At 72.9% G+C, this 14,729-nt stretch carries 12 protein-coding genes and 1 pseudogene; 9 read left to right on the top strand and 4 right to left on the bottom strand.

The window, feature by feature from the left end; translation table 11 throughout:
* Positions 1 to 187 precede the first annotated feature (187 nt).
* Positions 188 to 1,111 (bottom strand): DUF3027 domain-containing protein, encoded by a 924-nt coding sequence (locus ACFWXQ_RS37160; RefSeq protein WP_383940190.1) that lies wholly within the window; start codon positions 1,109 to 1,111, stop codon positions 188 to 190.
* 477 nt (positions 1,112 to 1,588) lie between these two features.
* Between ACFWXQ_RS37160 and ACFWXQ_RS37155 the strand changes: the two genes are divergently transcribed.
* From ACFWXQ_RS37155 to ACFWXQ_RS37140, 4 genes are all read left to right on the top strand, one after another.
* Entirely contained in the window at positions 1,589 to 3,010 is a 1,422-nt protein-coding gene (locus ACFWXQ_RS37155) for an MFS transporter (RefSeq protein ID WP_383940193.1), read from the top strand.
* A gap of 284 nt (positions 3,011 to 3,294) precedes the next feature.
* Complete coding sequence (locus ACFWXQ_RS37150) at positions 3,295 to 3,783, top strand: hypothetical protein (protein WP_383940196.1); 489 nt, start codon at positions 3,295 to 3,297, stop codon at positions 3,781 to 3,783.
* Between the two features lie 19 nt (positions 3,784 to 3,802).
* Positions 3,803 to 4,546: a futalosine hydrolase gene (locus tag ACFWXQ_RS37145; protein ID WP_383940199.1), complete on the top strand. Its 744-nt coding sequence runs from the start codon at positions 3,803 to 3,805 to the stop codon at positions 4,544 to 4,546.
* A complete protein-coding gene (locus ACFWXQ_RS37140; protein ID WP_383940202.1) occupies positions 4,530 to 5,438 on the top strand; it encodes a 1,4-dihydroxy-6-naphthoate synthase in 909 nt (302 codons plus the stop codon). Before ACFWXQ_RS37145 ends, ACFWXQ_RS37140 begins: the two co-directional genes overlap by 17 nt.
* Before the next feature lie 163 nt (positions 5,439 to 5,601).
* On the opposite strand, the gene ACFWXQ_RS37135 is transcribed toward ACFWXQ_RS37140, so the two are convergent.
* A complete protein-coding gene (locus tag ACFWXQ_RS37135) occupies positions 5,602 to 5,985 on the bottom strand; it encodes a cold-shock protein (protein ID WP_055610283.1) in 384 nt (127 codons plus the stop codon).
* A gap of 187 nt (positions 5,986 to 6,172) precedes the next feature.
* Here ACFWXQ_RS37135 and ACFWXQ_RS37130 point away from each other — a divergent pair, with 187 nt between their 5' ends.
* On the top strand, positions 6,173 to 6,421 hold the full coding sequence (locus ACFWXQ_RS37130) for a hypothetical protein (RefSeq protein WP_383940205.1): 249 nt from the start codon (positions 6,173 to 6,175) through the stop codon (positions 6,419 to 6,421).
* Here the strand turns inward: ACFWXQ_RS37130 and ACFWXQ_RS37125 are convergent.
* Positions 6,418 to 7,050, bottom strand: coding sequence for an HAD family hydrolase (locus ACFWXQ_RS37125; protein ID WP_383940208.1), 633 nt, complete (start codon positions 7,048 to 7,050; stop codon positions 6,418 to 6,420). The genes ACFWXQ_RS37130 and ACFWXQ_RS37125 overlap by 4 nt on opposite strands.
* Positions 7,051 to 7,224: 174 nt before the next feature.
* Between ACFWXQ_RS37125 and ACFWXQ_RS37120 the strand changes: the two genes are divergently transcribed.
* From ACFWXQ_RS37120 to ACFWXQ_RS37110, 3 genes and pseudogenes are all read left to right on the top strand, one after another.
* Positions 7,225 to 8,217 carry a FecCD family ABC transporter permease gene (locus tag ACFWXQ_RS37120; protein ID WP_383940211.1) on the top strand — a complete coding sequence of 331 codons (993 nt, stop codon included), beginning with the start codon at positions 7,225 to 7,227 and terminating at the stop codon, positions 8,215 to 8,217.
* Positions 8,218 to 8,354: 137 nt separating this feature from the next.
* The gene (locus ACFWXQ_RS37115; protein ID WP_383940295.1) at positions 8,355 to 9,353 is read left to right on the top strand and encodes a FecCD family ABC transporter permease; all 999 of its coding nucleotides are present in this window, start codon (positions 8,355 to 8,357) and stop codon (positions 9,351 to 9,353) included.
* Between the two features lie 34 nt (positions 9,354 to 9,387).
* Positions 9,388 to 10,185, top strand: a pseudogene (locus ACFWXQ_RS37110) (ABC transporter ATP-binding protein); the annotation flags it as partial.
* Positions 10,186 to 10,555: 370 nt separating this feature from the next.
* On the opposite strand, the gene ACFWXQ_RS37105 reads toward ACFWXQ_RS37110, so the two are convergent.
* The gene (locus ACFWXQ_RS37105) at positions 10,556 to 11,554 is read right to left on the bottom strand and encodes a hypothetical protein (protein WP_383940214.1); all 999 of its coding nucleotides are present in this window, start codon (positions 11,552 to 11,554) and stop codon (positions 10,556 to 10,558) included.
* A gap of 409 nt (positions 11,555 to 11,963) precedes the next feature.
* Between ACFWXQ_RS37105 and ACFWXQ_RS37100 the strand changes: the two genes are divergently transcribed.
* The gene (locus tag ACFWXQ_RS37100; protein WP_383940218.1) at positions 11,964 to 14,528 is read left to right on the top strand and encodes a helicase-associated domain-containing protein; all 2,565 of its coding nucleotides are present in this window, start codon (positions 11,964 to 11,966) and stop codon (positions 14,526 to 14,528) included.
* Positions 14,529 to 14,729: the final 201 nt, after the last annotated feature.

Genomic DNA, 14,729 nt, shown 5'->3' with positions numbered 1-14,729 from the left:
TTCCCCGCGCCCCTAAAAAGCGGGGCTGCGCCCCTGGCTTTTTGTCTTTGGGGGCGCGGGGAACTGCGCGACCAGCCCCCACTCACCCGCACCCGATACACGACACCGAGCCCCACTCACCCAGGGGCGCGGGGAACTGCGCGACAAGCCACGGGCAACCCGCACTCAACAGCGAGCCGGCGGCAGCCTAGGAGTGGCCGAACTCCGACGACGGCTCGTCCGGGCCCACCGACACGGACCCCGAGTCCGGCGACGGGCGAAGGGGGAACGGGTCCACCCGGGTCTCGTCGATCACCGGCGGCGCGGGACGAGGCGGTTTGGGCATGACCGCGGCCTCCGAATGCCCACCGCACCCGTACGACAGCGAAACCACACGCCCATCAGCCGGCGAGAACTCATTCGCGCACAGCCCGAACGCCTGCCCGAGCGAGCCCCCGATCGGATTCAGGAAGCCACAGCTGACGCAGGTGGCGGGAGCGGCCTGGGCCATCGCCGTCTTGGGCCCGTACGACTCCTCCCAGCGGTCGGCGGCGACATGCAGCCCGTACCGCGACAGCACCCGCGCCCGCCGCATCCCGAGCTCCTCGGCGACGGAGGCGATCGACCCACGGGTCGGTACGGCCGGCAGCGTGGCCGGCGTCCCGGCCGTGACCTCGGCGTCCTCCGCCTCCACGAGCTCGGCCATCTCCTCGGAGATCGGCGAGTTCGGCGCGGGCTCGTCCTCGCCGGAGAACCCCGCCTCCAGGCGCAGATCCTCCGCGTCCGTGGGCAGCAGGTCCCCCGGACCCATGTCCCCGGGCCGGAGCCGCTCGCTCCACGGCACCCACTCGGGTGCCTGCAGCGCGTCAGGTCCTGGCAGCAGAACCGTCTCGTCGAGGGTGACGAGCTTCGCCCGCGAGGCCCGCGCCACGGTCACGGCCCAGCGCCACCCGCGATAGCCCAGGTCCTTGCACTCGAAGAAGTGCGTGACGACGCGATCCCCTTCGCTGACCATCCCCGCGTGCTCGCCGACGACGCCTGGCACGGCGGCCTCCTCGGCGGCGGCCCGGGCGAGGTCGACGGCCTCGGCGCACAGACGGTCGGGGGTTCGGCTTCGCGTTGTCGCGCTCACAGGTATCGCTTCTCTCCTACGCCGTCTCACGAGTGCGCCGTCCCTCGACGGGGGTGCGGACGGAGCGGACCGGAGGGCCGCGTCGACGTCCGCGCCCGATCGCACTCGGGCGCACCTACGTCATCCATTCTGCGGGATGGCCGAGAGGCGCGCGGCCGAGAACAACCGCCGCGGGCGCGCTACGCACGCTACCGTCTCGTCGGCGCCTGGCCTACACCGCGGTCTCTTCGCCGCTCCCCGGCGTGGCCTTTGCGGGCTCCGCGATGGGCGCTTTGCCCGGTCCCGCGACGGCCGGCTCCGCGCACCTGCCAGGCCGTTCTCCGCCGTTCGGTGGCGGAATCTCGCCGGTCCGCCCTTACGGAGCGGCTCCGCAATCCCCCGGAACCTGCCGCTCAGCGGCGAACTCACAGCGTCCACTCAGCCCCTATACGCGCGGTAACCGCGCTAGATGAGCCGTTCTCGGGGCACTATTGCGGAGTGGCAGCCGCAAGGTCGCCCCATGGTGCCACCGGGATCGGTGGGGCCGGGGCCGGACGAACGAGCGGATCGGGCCCGGTTCGAGGGGCCGTCCGTTCCGTCGGGCGTGCCCTGCACCTGCCGTTCACGGGTACGGCGAGGGGCATCAGAAAGGCGACACACGCGCACGGCGCGGGCGAGTCGGGCCTCGGCAAGCTGATCGAACTGCACGGGGTGAACGGCGCCGGCGACATGATGATCACCGTCGCGCTCGCCTCCACGGTCTTCTTCTCGGTGCCGACGGACGAGGCCCGCGGCCGCGTGGCGCTCTACCTCGCGATCACGATGGCCCCGTTCGCACTCCTGGCCCCGGTGATCGGGCCGCTCCTGGACCGCCTCCCGCACGGCCGCCGCGCCGCGATGGCGGGCGCGTTCATCGCCCGCGCGTTCATGGCGCTGCTGCTGTCGAGCGCGGTCGTCACGGGCAGCATCGAGCTCTACCCGGCGGCCCTCGGCGTCCTGGTGGCGTCGAAGGCGTACGGCGTGGTCAGAAGCGCGGTGGTGCCCCGGCTTCTGCCACCCGCGTTCTCCCTGGTCAAGGCGAACTCCCGGGTCACGCTCGGCGGTCTCCTCGCCACCGGTGTGGCCGCCCCGATCGGGGCCGGGCTGCAGGCGCTCGGGCCGCGCTATCCGCTCTACGGCGCCTTCGTGATCTTCGTGGCGGGTACGTTCCTGTCGTTCCAGCTCCCGCACAAGGTCGACTCGGCCAAGGGCGAGGACAAGGCCCTGCTCGCCGCGGACGAGCAGCACCTGCACGGGCCGCACCTGAAACCGCCGAAGCGCCCGGGGCTGCGTACGGTCGGCACGGCGGTCACGCACGCGCTCGCCGCGAACGCGGCGCTGCGCTGTCTCTCCGGGTTCCTGATCTTCTTCCTCGCGTTCCTGCTGCGCGAGCATCCGCTGGCCGGTGCGAGTGCGGCGGTCTCGCTGGGGATAGTGGGTGTCTCGGCGGGCGCGGGCAACGCGCTCGGCACGGCGGTCGGGGCGGCGCTGAGAACCCGGTCCCCGGAGCTGATCATCGTGACGGTGATCGCGGTGGTGCTGGGGGTCGCGATCACGGCCGCGGTGTTCTTCGGGGTGATCCTGGTCGCGATACTCGCCGCGTTCGCCGGGTTCGCGCAGGCACTGTCCAAGCTGTCGCTGGACGCGCTGATCCAGCGGGACGTGCCGGAACTGGTCCGCACGTCCGCGTTCGCCCGCTCGGAGACGATCCTGCAGATGGCCTGGGTGGTCGGCGGGGCCATCGGCATCGCGCTCCCACTCAACGGCACGCTGGGCCTGTCCGTAGCCGCCGCAATCGTCGCCGCCGGCTGGCTCACCACGGTGAAGGGGCTGCTGGTAGCGGCCCGCCGCGGGGGACGACAGCACGCACGAGTGGCGTGACGGGCTCGACCCCTGAAGGGGCGCGGGGAACGGCGCAGTCTTTGAGGGGCGCGGGGAACGGCGCAATCTTTGGGGGCGCGGGGAACGGCGCAGTCTTTAGGGGCGCGGGGAACTGCGCAATCTTTTAGGGGCGCGGGGAACTGCGCGACCAGCCACGACGGGCCCGCACCTCTCGTCACGGCCCCGCCACCCCTCAGCCCGTCCGGCGCTTGAGGACAAGCGCGGCGCGCCGCGAACCCCACCCACATAGGTGGGGCCCCGGGACCGCCCGATAGCCTTCGGCCATGAGCTCCCAGCGTCCCCTCGCGCGCCGCCGCCGCGCCGTCGCCGCCGCAGGCGCCGTTTCCGCCGGACTTCTCGTCCTGTCCGCCTGTGACAAGCCGACGCCGATGGCCACCGTCACGATCGGCAGCGACTCGGTCAGCACCGAGGCCGAGTGCTACAAGGACGGCGACAACATCGGCCGCGCGGAAGCCGCCAAGTGCGCCCTCAAGAAGGCCTCCGACACGATCAGCGTCCCGCAGGGCGAGACGCTGCGGATCGGTGTCGACCCGGAGATCGCCGACGAGGGCTGGGCCCTGTGGATCAACGGTCAGCGCGTCACCGACCCGTTCAAGAAGACGTACTACTCCTTCGAGGGCGTCGACCTCTTCGCGAGCCAGCAGGGCCAGCCCGCGCCGAAGACGCTGAACATCAGCATCGTCCAGCAGAACAAGGCCGACTCGAAGTTCGCGGGCGTCTGGAACTTCAAGCTCGAGAACGCCGACGCCTGAGCCGCCCGGTCCGCCGCCCATGCGTGTCCTCGTAGCCACCGCCGTCCTCGTCGAACGGGACGCGGTGGCTGCGGCGTTCGCGCCCTCGCCGGCCCGGGAGTACGCGATTCCGGGGGCGAGCCTGAGCAGGGTGGCGCCCGCGGACGGCGGCCCCGCTGTTTTCGATCTGCTCGCCGCGGGCGTGGGCCCGGCGGCGGCCGCCGCCGCGACCGCGGCGGCGCTGACGGCAGCCGCGCTGGATGAACAGCCCTCCGGGCCGTACGACCTGGTCGTCTCGGCCGGTATCGGGGGCGGCTTCCAGCCCGAGGCGCCCGTCGGGTCGCTCGTCCTCGCCGACGAGATCACTGCGGCCGATCTCGGTGCCGAGACCGCGGACGGATTCGTACCGGTCACCGAACTGGGCTTCGGCGCCGTCACCCACCATCCGCCGGAATCACTCGTACGAGCGGTCGCGGCCGTCACCGGAGCGCGTACCGGTGCTGTTCTCACCGTCAACACCGTGACCGGAAGCGCCGAACGCGCCGCCGAACTGCGCCGGCGCCATCCACGGGCGCTCGCCGAGGCGATGGAGGGGTTCGGGGTCGCGGAGGCGGCCGCCGCGCACGGTGTGCCCGTGCTGGAGCTCCGTGCCGTGTCCAACCCCGTCGGGCCCCGCGACCGTGCCGCCTGGCGGATCGGGGACGCCCTCGCGGCACTCACCGGGGCATTCGGGAAGCTCGCGCCCGCATTGGAGAGTTGGAATCCACATGACCGCACTCAATGACAACGAGACCGACGCCGACGCCAGTGCAGGCACAGGCGGCTCCGGTGGCACCGAGCCGCTGAAGATCGCGTACTCGCCCTGTCCGAACGACACCTTCGTCTTCGACGCGTGGGCCCACGGCCGGATCCCGGGCGCGCCCGCGCTGGACGTGACCTTCGCGGACATCGACATCACCAACGGCATGGCGGAACGCGGCGAGTTCGACGTCCTGAAGGTGTCGTACGCCGTCCTGCCGTACGTCCTGGACGACTGGGCACTGCTGCCCTGCGGGGGCGCCCTGGGGCGGGGCTGCGGGCCGCTGGTGCTGACCCGGGAGCCCGGCGTGGACCTCACCGGCCGCACGGTCGCCGTGCCGAGCGAGAGGTCGACCGCCTACCTGCTGTTCCGCCTGTGGGCCGCCGACGTCGTGCCCGGCGGGGTCGGCGAGATCGTCGTCATGCCGTTCCACGAGATCATGCCGGCGGTACGGGACGGCAAGGTCGACGCGGGCCTGGTGATCCACGAGGCCCGCTTCACCTACCAGAACTACGGGCTCCACAAGCTCGCGGACATGGGCGAGCACTGGGAGTCGACGACGGGGCTGCCGATCCCGCTCGGCGCGATCATCGCCAGGCGGTCGCTGGGCGAGGACACCTTGCGGCTGCTCGCCGAGTCCGCCCGGACGTCGGTGCGGGCCGCCTGGGACGATCCCGAGGCGTCTCGGGCGTACGTCATGGAGCATGCCCAGGAGATGGACGTCTCCGTCGCGAACCAGCACATCGGGCTGTACGTCAACGAGTTCACGGCCGACCTCGGTGAGGACGGGTATGCGGCGGTTCGGGGGCTGTTGACGCGGGCGGCGGCGGAGGGGCTGGTGCCGGCTCTTGCGCCGGACGCGCTTTCGTTTCCCTGAACAGGGTTGTTGAACGGGGCGATGGGGTCGTCAGGTCCAGATGTACGTGCGGGTCGGTGGGGGCTGGTCGCGCAGTTCCCCGCGCCCCTAAAAAGCTGCGCCCGCCCCCCGCAACGGGGCGCGGGCGCCGAAGCCCGGTGTCGAGCCCTGCGAAGCAGGTCCCCTAGACGTCCAGTTGGTCCGCCACCGCTCGGAGCAGGCCTGCGATCTTCGCGCCGGAGGCCTTGTCGGGGTAGCGGCCCCTTTCCAGCATGGGCGTGATGTTTTCGAGGAGGGTCGTCAAGTCCTGCACGATGGACGCCAGTTCGTCCGGCTTACGGCGCTGGGCGGCCGCGACGGACGGGGTCGGGTCCAGGATCGTCACCGAAAGCGCCTGGTCACCGCGCTGCCCGGCGACCACGCCGAACTCCACGCGCTGACCCGGCTTGAGAACATCGACTCCGGCGGGCAGGACCGAGGAATGAACGAAGACGTCGCCGCCGTCGTCGCGGGAGAGAAAGCCGAAGCCCTTCTCGCTGTTGAACCACTTGACCTTGCCGGTAGGCACGTCTGTCCTCGTCCTCGTACTCGTCGGGAAACTGCGTCTGAAAACTGCGGCCGAAACTGCTCGGGAAACGGGTCCGTATAGCACTACAGCGGGTCGTCGGACCCGCCGGTACCAAGGCTAATGGTCCGGCGGCTGCTGACAAGACGTCGCCGGATTGTTCCTCCGCGCAGGGAACTACCCTGGTCGGGTGCGTGACAAAACCCAAACGAATTCCGCCGCGACCGGAGACGGACTGATCCGTGCCGGTGCCATCGTGTTCTTCGTCGGCGCCTTGGCCACACTGGTCACCGTTGCCCCACTGTTGCTGGGTACGACGCCCTTTCCCACGTACATGTTCGGGTTGAGCATGTTGATGGGGGTCGGGTTCCTGATTGCGGGGGCGGGGGTGTTCCAGTCGATTGCCAGCGGGCGGCGCCAGGCGCGTGAGGGGTCCTAGCGGGGCGCCTTCGTGTGCCCCGCCAGCCAACTCGGGAACTCCAGCAAGTCCTTGAGCACCACGTCCGCGCCCGCCGCGCGCAGTTCCTCCGCGTCGCACGGGCCCGTGGCGACCGCTACGGACAGGGCGTTCGCGGTGCGGGCGCCTCGTACGTCGCCGGTGTGGTCGCCGACGTAGATGCCGGCGTCGTACTCGCGCAGGGCCTCCGCCTTGCCTTCGGCCCACAGGCCGCCGATGACGGCGTCGGGCTCGATGCCGAGGTGGCTGAGATGCAGCTTGGCATTCGGCTCGTACTTGGCGGTGACGACGATGGCCCGGCCGCCCGCTTCCCGTACCGCCGCTATGGCTTCACGGGCGCCGGCCATCGCGGGCGTCGGGGCGATGGCGTGTGTGGGGTACATCTCCCGGTAGACGTCCGCCACGGCCTCGACCTCCTCGGCCGGGAACCAGTTCACCAGCTCCTCCGCGAGCGGCGGCCCGAGCCTCGTGATGGTCAGATCGGCATCGATGTACGTCCCCGTCCGCGCGGAGAGCGCCTGGTAGCAGGCGTGGATACCGGGCCGGGAGTCGATGAGGGTCATGTCGAGATCGAAACCGACGGTCAGCACACGAGAAGTCATATGGACCATTGTGCCCAGCAAAGATGGCTCTCCTGTGATGCCCCGGTGAGCATCAGCGCCCCTTAAGGGGCGCGGGGAACTGCGCGACCAGCCCCCACCCACCCGCAGCCGACGACCCATAACTGCCACATAGACTCAGCCAAGCCTTACCGAACCAACGCCCAGCCCAGCGGAGCACCAGCCATGCAAGCCAGACGCGCCGTCGCCCTCGCGGCAGCCGTCATCGCGCTACTGCTGGCAACCCTGCTCAGCCTGGCCGTCGGCGCCCGCGCCATCCCACCCTCCGCCGTGCTGGACGCACTCCTGAACGGCGGCCACAGCGACGCCGCCGAAGTCGTACGCGGCCTCCGCGTCCCCCGTACCGCCATCGGCCTCATGGTCGGCGCGGGACTCGCGCTCGCCGGCACGGTCCTCCAGGGCATCACCCGCAACCCCATCGCCGACCCCGGCATCCTCGGCATCAGCCAGGGCGCGTCGGTCGGGGTCGTCCTCGCCATCGCGTTCGCGGGGATCCACACGCTCACGGGGTATGTGTGGTTCGCCTTCGCAGGCGCGGCCCTCGCGTCGGTCGCGGTGTACGCGATCGCGTCGAGCGGACGGGGCGGCGCGACGCCGGTGAAGCTCGCCCTGGGCGGCGCGGCGATCAACGCGCTGCTCGTGTCGGTCACCACGGCCGTGCTCACCACGAAGGCGTCCGCGCTGGACGAGTTCCGCTTCTGGCAGGTGGGCTCGCTGTCCGGGCGGGACGCGGAGATCGTCGGGCAGGTGTGGCCGTTCCTGCTGGTCGGGGCCGTGCTCGTGCTGTCGGTGGCCCGCGGGCTCGACGCGCTCGCGCTCGGCGAGGACGTCGCCCAGGGGCTGGGGCAGCGGGTCGCGACGGTACGGATCGTCGGCGGGCTCGGGGCCACCGTCCTCACCGGGGTCGGGGTCGCCGCGGCCGGGCCCCTCGCCTTCGTCGGGCTTGCCGTTCCGCACATCGCCCGCGCGATCGTGGGGCCCGCCCACCGGTGGGTGCTGCCGCTGGCCGCCCTCCTCGGCCCGACCATGCTGCTCGTCTCGGACACCGTCGGCCGGGTGCTGTTCCCGCCGAGCGAGGTCCCGGCGGGCGTGATGACGGCGCTGATCGGCGTGCCGTTCCTGGTCGGGCTCGTCCGCAGGAAGGCGGTACCGGCGTGACGACGGCCGCGACGAGCCAAACGACCCCAACGCCCCCAACGCCCGCCACGCCCCCAACTCCCAAGGCCTCCACGGCCGGGAGGGCGACCGCCACCTCCGCCGGATACTCCGTACTCCGCGCCCGGCGGGCCACCTTCCTGCTGCACCGGCGGGCGGTCGCCGTCGCCGCCGGCCTCGCCGTGCTGCTCGCGGCGGCCTGTCTCGCGTACCTCTGTGTCGGCGAGAGCTTCGTCGCGCCCGGTGAGGTGCTGAAGGTCCTGACGGGGCGGCCGTCGGCGGACGAGCTGGTGGTCGGGACGCTGCGGGCGCCCCGGCTGGTGGTCGGGCTGCTCGTCGGGGCGGCCTTCGGGGTCGCGGGCGGGCTGATCCAGACCGTGGCCCGCAATCCGCTCGCGAGCCCGGACATCATCGGGATCAGTCAGGGCGCGAGCGCGCTGACCGTGGGTGCGATGACGTTCGGGGTGACGTCGTACACGGTCCTGCCGTATCTGTCCGTCGCGGGCGGGCTGCTGGCCGCCGCGCTCGTGTACGTCTTCGCCTGGCGCGGCGGGCTGCACGCGACGCGGTTCGTGCTCATCGGGATCGGGTTCGCGATCGCGCTGCGCTCGGTGACCACGCTCTTCATGACGAAGGGCGACTATCTGGTCGCGCAGCAGGCGCAGATCTGGATGACGGGCTCGCTGAACGGCCGCGGCTGGGCGGAGGCCGCGCCCCTCGGCTGGACGCTGCTGGTCCTCGTACCGGCCGTCGCGTGGGCGGCTCGGGCGCAGCGGACGGTCGGCCTGGACGACGACACGGCGACGGCGCTCGGTGTGCGGCTGAACCGGGTGCGGCTGGGGCTCGTGGTGCTCGGGGTCGTCCTCGCCTCGGTGGCGACCGGGGCGGCGGGGCCCGTCGACTTCGTGGCGCTGCTGGCTCCGCAGATCGCCCGTCGGACGACCCGGACCGCGCAGATCCCGCTCGTGTGCTCGGCGCTGCTCGGTGCCGTCATCGTCGTACTGGCCGATCTGCTGGGGCGGAAGCTGTTCTCGCCGACCGAGGTGCCGGTCGGGGTGTTCACGGCGGCCGTGGGGGCGCCGTATCTGATCTGGCTCATCGTCCGGAGCCGTACCGTCCGTTCCGGGGTCAAGGCGTGAGGCAGGGCATGGCAATGGGCAGGAGGGGCTGGGCATGAGCAGGCTGTCGGCGCGTGAGCTGACGCTCGCGTACGAGGACCGCACGGTGGTGCGCGAGCTGGATCTCGCGATTCCGGACGGGCGGGTGACGGTCGTCGTCGGGCCCAACGCGTGCGGCAAATCGACCACTTTGCGTGCGCTCGGGCGGCTGCTGAAGCCGAAGGGCGGGGCCGTGCTCCTGGACGGGACCTCGCTCGCCAAGCTGCCCACCAAGCGGATCGCGCAGCAGATCGGGCTGTTGCCGCAGACGCCGGTCGCCCCCGAGGCGATCACGGTCGCGGACCTCGTCTCGCGTGGCCGGCAGCCGCACCAGAGCTGGTGGCAGCAGTGGTCGGAGTCGGACGAGCGGGCCGTGACCGAGGCGATGGAGCGTACGGACGTGGCCTCGCTGGCCGAGCGGCCCGTGGACGAGCTGTCGGGCGGGCAGCGGCAGCGGGTCTGGATCGCGATGGCGCTCGCGCAGGAGACCGAGCTGCTGCTCCTGGACGAGCCGACGACGTACCTCGACATCGCACACCAGGTGGAAGTCCTCGACCTGGTACGCCAGTTGAACCATGACCGCGGCCGCACGGTCGTGGTCGTCCTGCACGACCTCAACCAGGCCGCCCGCTACGCCGACCACCTCATCGCCATGAAGGAGGGCCGGATCGTCGCCTCCGGGCCACCCTCGGAGATCGTCACGGCCGATCTCGTACGGGAGGTCTTCGGCCTGGAGTGCGTGGTCGTGCCGGATCCGGTGACAGGGTCGCCGCTGGTGGTGCCGGGGGCGCCCTGGCGGGGCGGCGATGCCGGTGTTCCGGGCGCGACGAGCAGCACCGAAGCCCCGAGCCCGGCGGGCGGCACCGAAGCCCTGGTCCCGGCGGGCGGTGCCGGACTCCCCGGCCCGGCAGGCGAGCCCGGAGCCCCGAGCCCGGCGGACAACACCGAAGCCCCAGGCCCGGCAAGCGAACCCGAAGCCCCGAGCCCGGCAGGTGACGCCAAGGGCCTCCGCCCCGCGGACGGCCCGGAGGCTCCGGAGGCCCCGGAGGCCCCTGAGGCCCCTGAAATCCCGGAGGTTCCGGCCCAGGGAGGCGTCCCGGAGGGCACCGCCACCTCGGACACCACCGCCTCAGGCACCGCCACCTCGGACACCACCGCCTCAAGCACCGGCACTTCAGGCACCGCTACCTCGGGCGCTGGGACCTCCACACCAGGTACAGCGCCGAAGCGATAGCCGCGCCGCGCAGGACCCAGGGCCAGGTCTCGGCGACCGCGTCGTTCATCCGGCCGTCCGCGATGGGCGTGCCCCAGCGGCCTTCCGTACGGCCCCAGAGCCAGACGATGCCCGCGGTGGCGGCCAGGCCGGGGACGCCGAGGACGGCCCACTTCGACTCGGTGGGGCTGAGGCGGCGCGAGAGGTAGGCGATGAGCCAGCCGAGGCCGAGCATCACAAGGTTGCCGATGGCGGCGCCCGCGACCAGCAGGGCCGCGGCGAGCAGCAGGAGCGGGTTCGTCCAGCCGCCGCCGATGGGGCGCAGCCGGGGGACGAGGCGGCGGGTCTTCTTCCCGGCCTCCGTGTCCGCCTCGGCCGCCACGACGGGTGCCGCGGGCACTACGGGCGCCGCGGGCTTGGGGTCAGGCTCGTCCGTCTCCCGGGGCGGCGGCTTGAGCAGTTCGGGGATCTCGATGCCGCCCGTGAACCCGGGCACGCTGTCCACCGACCCGAACGGGCTGTTCTCCACCCGCCACCAGTCGGGCTGTCCGGACCCGAGTTCCTCCGCGCTCGCGAGGTGCGGCGGGGAGGGCGCGGAGTCGGCGGTCGCGGGGACGTCCGGCTCGGCGGGGCGCGGCCGGGGGACGACCCGGCGCAGGCGCTTGGGCCGCGGCTCGGGTTCCTGAGCGCGCTGGGTGGGGACGGCCGTCCGGGGCTCGGCCGGGCCCTCGCCCCCGCCGGTGCCGGCGTTCGCGGCGGCGACGACCGACTCGGGGGTGCCGAGCTTTTCGAGGATGCGGCGGACCGCGGCCGGACTGTCGATCGTCGCCTTGGCCCGGCGCCTGTCGATCTCGTTGCGCAGCTCCGAGACCAGGCGCATGCGGATGCCCGACGGCAGCTGCCGTTGCTGGGCCACGTCTCCGACACGGCTCAGATACTCGTAGACGACCTGGTCGCTCTCGATACCCACGAAGTCCCCTCCGGGGCGGGTGCGTCGAATACCCCGTGGGACGACGTTAGCGCAGCGGGGTGGGCACGGACGCGGGTCAGGTCGGCTCGTACTCGCGTCGGAGTCGAGGTCCGTCCCCGGGGCCCCCGATCCCCCGGATCACTCAATTCCCTTGACCGGCCGAGCAGTTGACCGGGAGGCCAGAGTGACCGGTGCGGGTGGAGTGGCGCCTTGGGTGACGCCTGGAGTGACGCCCGGGGTGGCGTGATCCTCCTGACGATGTTCGTCCCGCGGCCGTCCGGGAAGCGTTCCGTCCGTCCGGCGTCCGTGCGGCATCCGCACGGCGTACGTCCGACATCCGCCCGGCACACGGGTTCCGCGCCCTGGTACACGGCCCCTGGCGGGCCCGCCACCCGCTACCGTTGAGCGGATGAGCAGCGATGAGAAGCAGGTGGCCCCGCGGTCCCTCGCGGAGGCGCTCCGCGCGAAGGACGACGGTTCCCTCGCCGCGCTCCTGCGCGCCCGCCCGGACCTCATCACGCCCGTCCCCACCGATCTCACGCAGCTCGCGACCCGTGCCGGCACCCGCGCCTCGGTGATCCGTGCCCTGGAGCGCCTGGACCGGTTCACGCTCCAGACGGCGGAGGCGCTGGCGGTGGCCCCGGAGCCTGCGGACCGCGAGACGCTCCTGGCGCTGCTGGCCGGCGACGAGAACGACCCCGCGGTCGTCGGGGCGTTCCCGCACGCCCTGGCCGCCCTGCGCGAACAGGCCCTGGTGTGGGGCCCGGACGACCGGCTCCGCCTGGTCCGCACGGCCCGTGAACTGCTCGCGCCCTCGCCGCAGCATCCGTCCCCGACGGGTCTCGGGCCGACGGTCGCGGAGGCCACCTCAGGCATGTCCCCCGGCCGGATCCAGGAGATCCTCACGGCTGCGGGGCTGCCCACGACGCACGACGCGGTGTCGGCGGTGGCGTCCCTGACCGGCCTGTTCACCGACCGCGCCCGGATGGCGGAGCTGCTCGCCGCGGCCCCGCCGGACTCGCTGGACGTCCTGTCCCGGCTGGTCTGGGGCCCGCCCTACGGCCAGGTGACCGCCGATCCCGCCTCGCGACTGCGCTGGCTCCTGGACCGCGGTCTGCTCCTGCCGACGGCGCCCGGCACGGTCGTACTGCCCCGCGAGGTCGCCCTCCACCTGCGCGCGGGCCGCGCGCACCGGGACACCGAGCCGCTGCCGCCCGCCGTCGAGCCCGCCGCCACGCACCGTCCACAGGTTGTGGACACGACGGCGGCCGGCCAGGCGTACACCTCGCTCGCGACCATCGAGGAGCTGCTGAAGGACTGGGACGAGGGCGGCCCGACGGTCCTGCGCGCGGGCGGCCTGAGCGTACGGGACCTCAAGCGCACCGCCGTGGCCCTGGACGTCCCGGAGCCGGTCGCCGCGTTCTGGGTCGAACTCGCCTATGCGGCAGGCCTGTTGGCGTCGGACGGCGAGGCCGACGAGCGGTACGCGGCGACCCCGGCGTACGACGAGTGGCTGGAGCTTCCGTCGGCGGAGCGCTGGACGCGGCTGGCCGCGGCCTGGCTGTCCGCCACCCGCACGGCGGGCGTGATCGGCGGCCGGGACACCAGGGAGCGCACCCTGTCGGCGCTGGGCCCTGGCCTCGACCGCTCGGCCGCCCCCGAGGTCCGCCACCGCGTCCTGACACTCCTCGCCGCACTCCCCGAGGGCGCCTCCGCGTCCCCCGACTCCCTGGTCGCCCGCCTCCACTGGGAGCGCGCGCTGCGCGGCGCCGCCTCCTCGGACGACCTGCGGGCGCGGCTCGCCCGGTGGACGCTGTCCGAGGCCGAGTCGCTGGGGATCACGGGGCGGGGGGCGCTGTCGGCGCACGGGCGGGCGCTGATCGGGGCGCAACCGGGCCCGGCCGCCCCGGAGACGGACTCTCTCCCGGACCAGGCCTCCGGTCCGGGCGACAAGCTCCCCGTGCACCACCACAGGCACCACCCCGCGCCCCCTCCGCAGCCCCGCTCGCCCGCCGAGCTGGCCTCCGCCGCCGCCCGCGCCGGCAAACTGCTCGCGCCCCTCCTCCCCGAGCCCCTCGACCACGTCCTCCTCCAGGCGGACCTGACGGCGGTGGCCCCCGGCCCGCTGCAACGCCCGCTGGCGGACACGCTGGACGTCCTGGCGGACGTGGAGTCGAAGGGCGGGGCGACGGTGTACCGCTTCACACCGGGCTCCGTACGCCGGGCCCTGGACGCGGGCCGCTCGGCCTCGGACCTGCACGCCTTCCTCTCCGAGCACTCCCGTACCCCGGTTCCGCAGCCGCTCACCTACCTGATCGACGACGTGGCGCGCAGACACGGCCATCTGCGGATCGGCTCGGCGTCGGCGTACGTCCGCTGCGACGACGACGCCCTGCTGAACGAGATCATCGCCGACAAGCGCTCCCAGGGCCTGCGCCTGCGCCGCCTGGCGCCCACGGTGCTGGCCGCGCAGGCCGACCCGGCGACACTGCTCGAAGGGCTGCGTGCGATGGGCTTCGCACCGGCCGCCGAGTCCGCCGAGGGCGATGTACTGATCACCCGCGCGCACGCCCACCGCACGCCCCCGCGCACGGCGCCCGAGCCGGTCCCCGACGGTCCGCCGTCCCCCGACACCACCCTGCTGGGCGCCGCGATCCGGGCCATCCGCGCGGGCGACCTGGCCTCCACGACCCCGCACAAGCCCACCGCGTCCGCCGCTCCCGGCCGAGGCGGCACGCTCCCGCGCACCACCTCCGCCGAGACCCTCGCGACCATGCAGGCCGCCGTCCTGACCGGCGACACCCTCTGGATCGGGTACGTCAACGCCGAGGGCTCCGCCAGCCAGCGCGTCATCGCCCCGATCAAGGTGGAGGGCGGCTTCGTCACGGCGTACGACCACACCGCGGACGAGGTCCGCACCTATCCGCTGCACCGGGTGACGGGCGTCGCGGAACTGGCGGACGAGCAGGCCTGAGGCAGTCCCCGTCGGGTAGAGCACCCCGCCCCCGGCCGGAGATCCGCCCCCGTCTCACTCGTCCGGGTGTAGGCGGCGGTTCATGCACGCCACGCCGCACGCTTCCCACCCATGAGGGACCTTCGGGGACCTCCCGCATCGCGGCGCGAGTCGCGGGGCAGCCACTGGACGTCCTGATCGGGCACCGGCCTGATCACACCA

Origin of the sequence: Streptomyces sp. NPDC058697 (assembly GCF_042715345.1) — a bacterium.
Taxonomy (GTDB): Bacteria; Actinomycetota; Actinomycetes; order Streptomycetales; family Streptomycetaceae; genus Streptomyces; species Streptomyces liliifuscus.
This window is presented reverse-complemented; position numbering and strand designations above follow the sequence as displayed.

Bases quoted from the DNA above. Each gene is read 5' to 3' on its own strand.
- ACFWXQ_RS37150 (WP_383940196.1), top strand. From the start codon at position 3,295: ATGAGCTCCCAGCGTCCCCTCGCGCGCCGCCGCCGCGCCGTCGCCGCC.
- ACFWXQ_RS37145 (WP_383940199.1), top strand. From the start codon at position 3,803: ATGCGTGTCCTCGTAGCCACCGCCGTCCTCGTCGAACGGGACGCGGTG.
- ACFWXQ_RS37140 (WP_383940202.1), top strand. From the start codon at position 4,530: ATGACCGCACTCAATGACAACGAGACCGACGCCGACGCCAGTGCAGGC.
- ACFWXQ_RS37125 (WP_383940208.1), bottom strand. From the start codon at position 7,050: ATGGTCCATATGACTTCTCGTGTGCTGACCGTCGGTTTCGATCTCGAC.
- ACFWXQ_RS37120 (WP_383940211.1), top strand. From the start codon at position 7,225: ATGCAAGCCAGACGCGCCGTCGCCCTCGCGGCAGCCGTCATCGCGCTA.
- ACFWXQ_RS37100 (WP_383940218.1), top strand. From the start codon at position 11,964: ATGAGCAGCGATGAGAAGCAGGTGGCCCCGCGGTCCCTCGCGGAGGCG.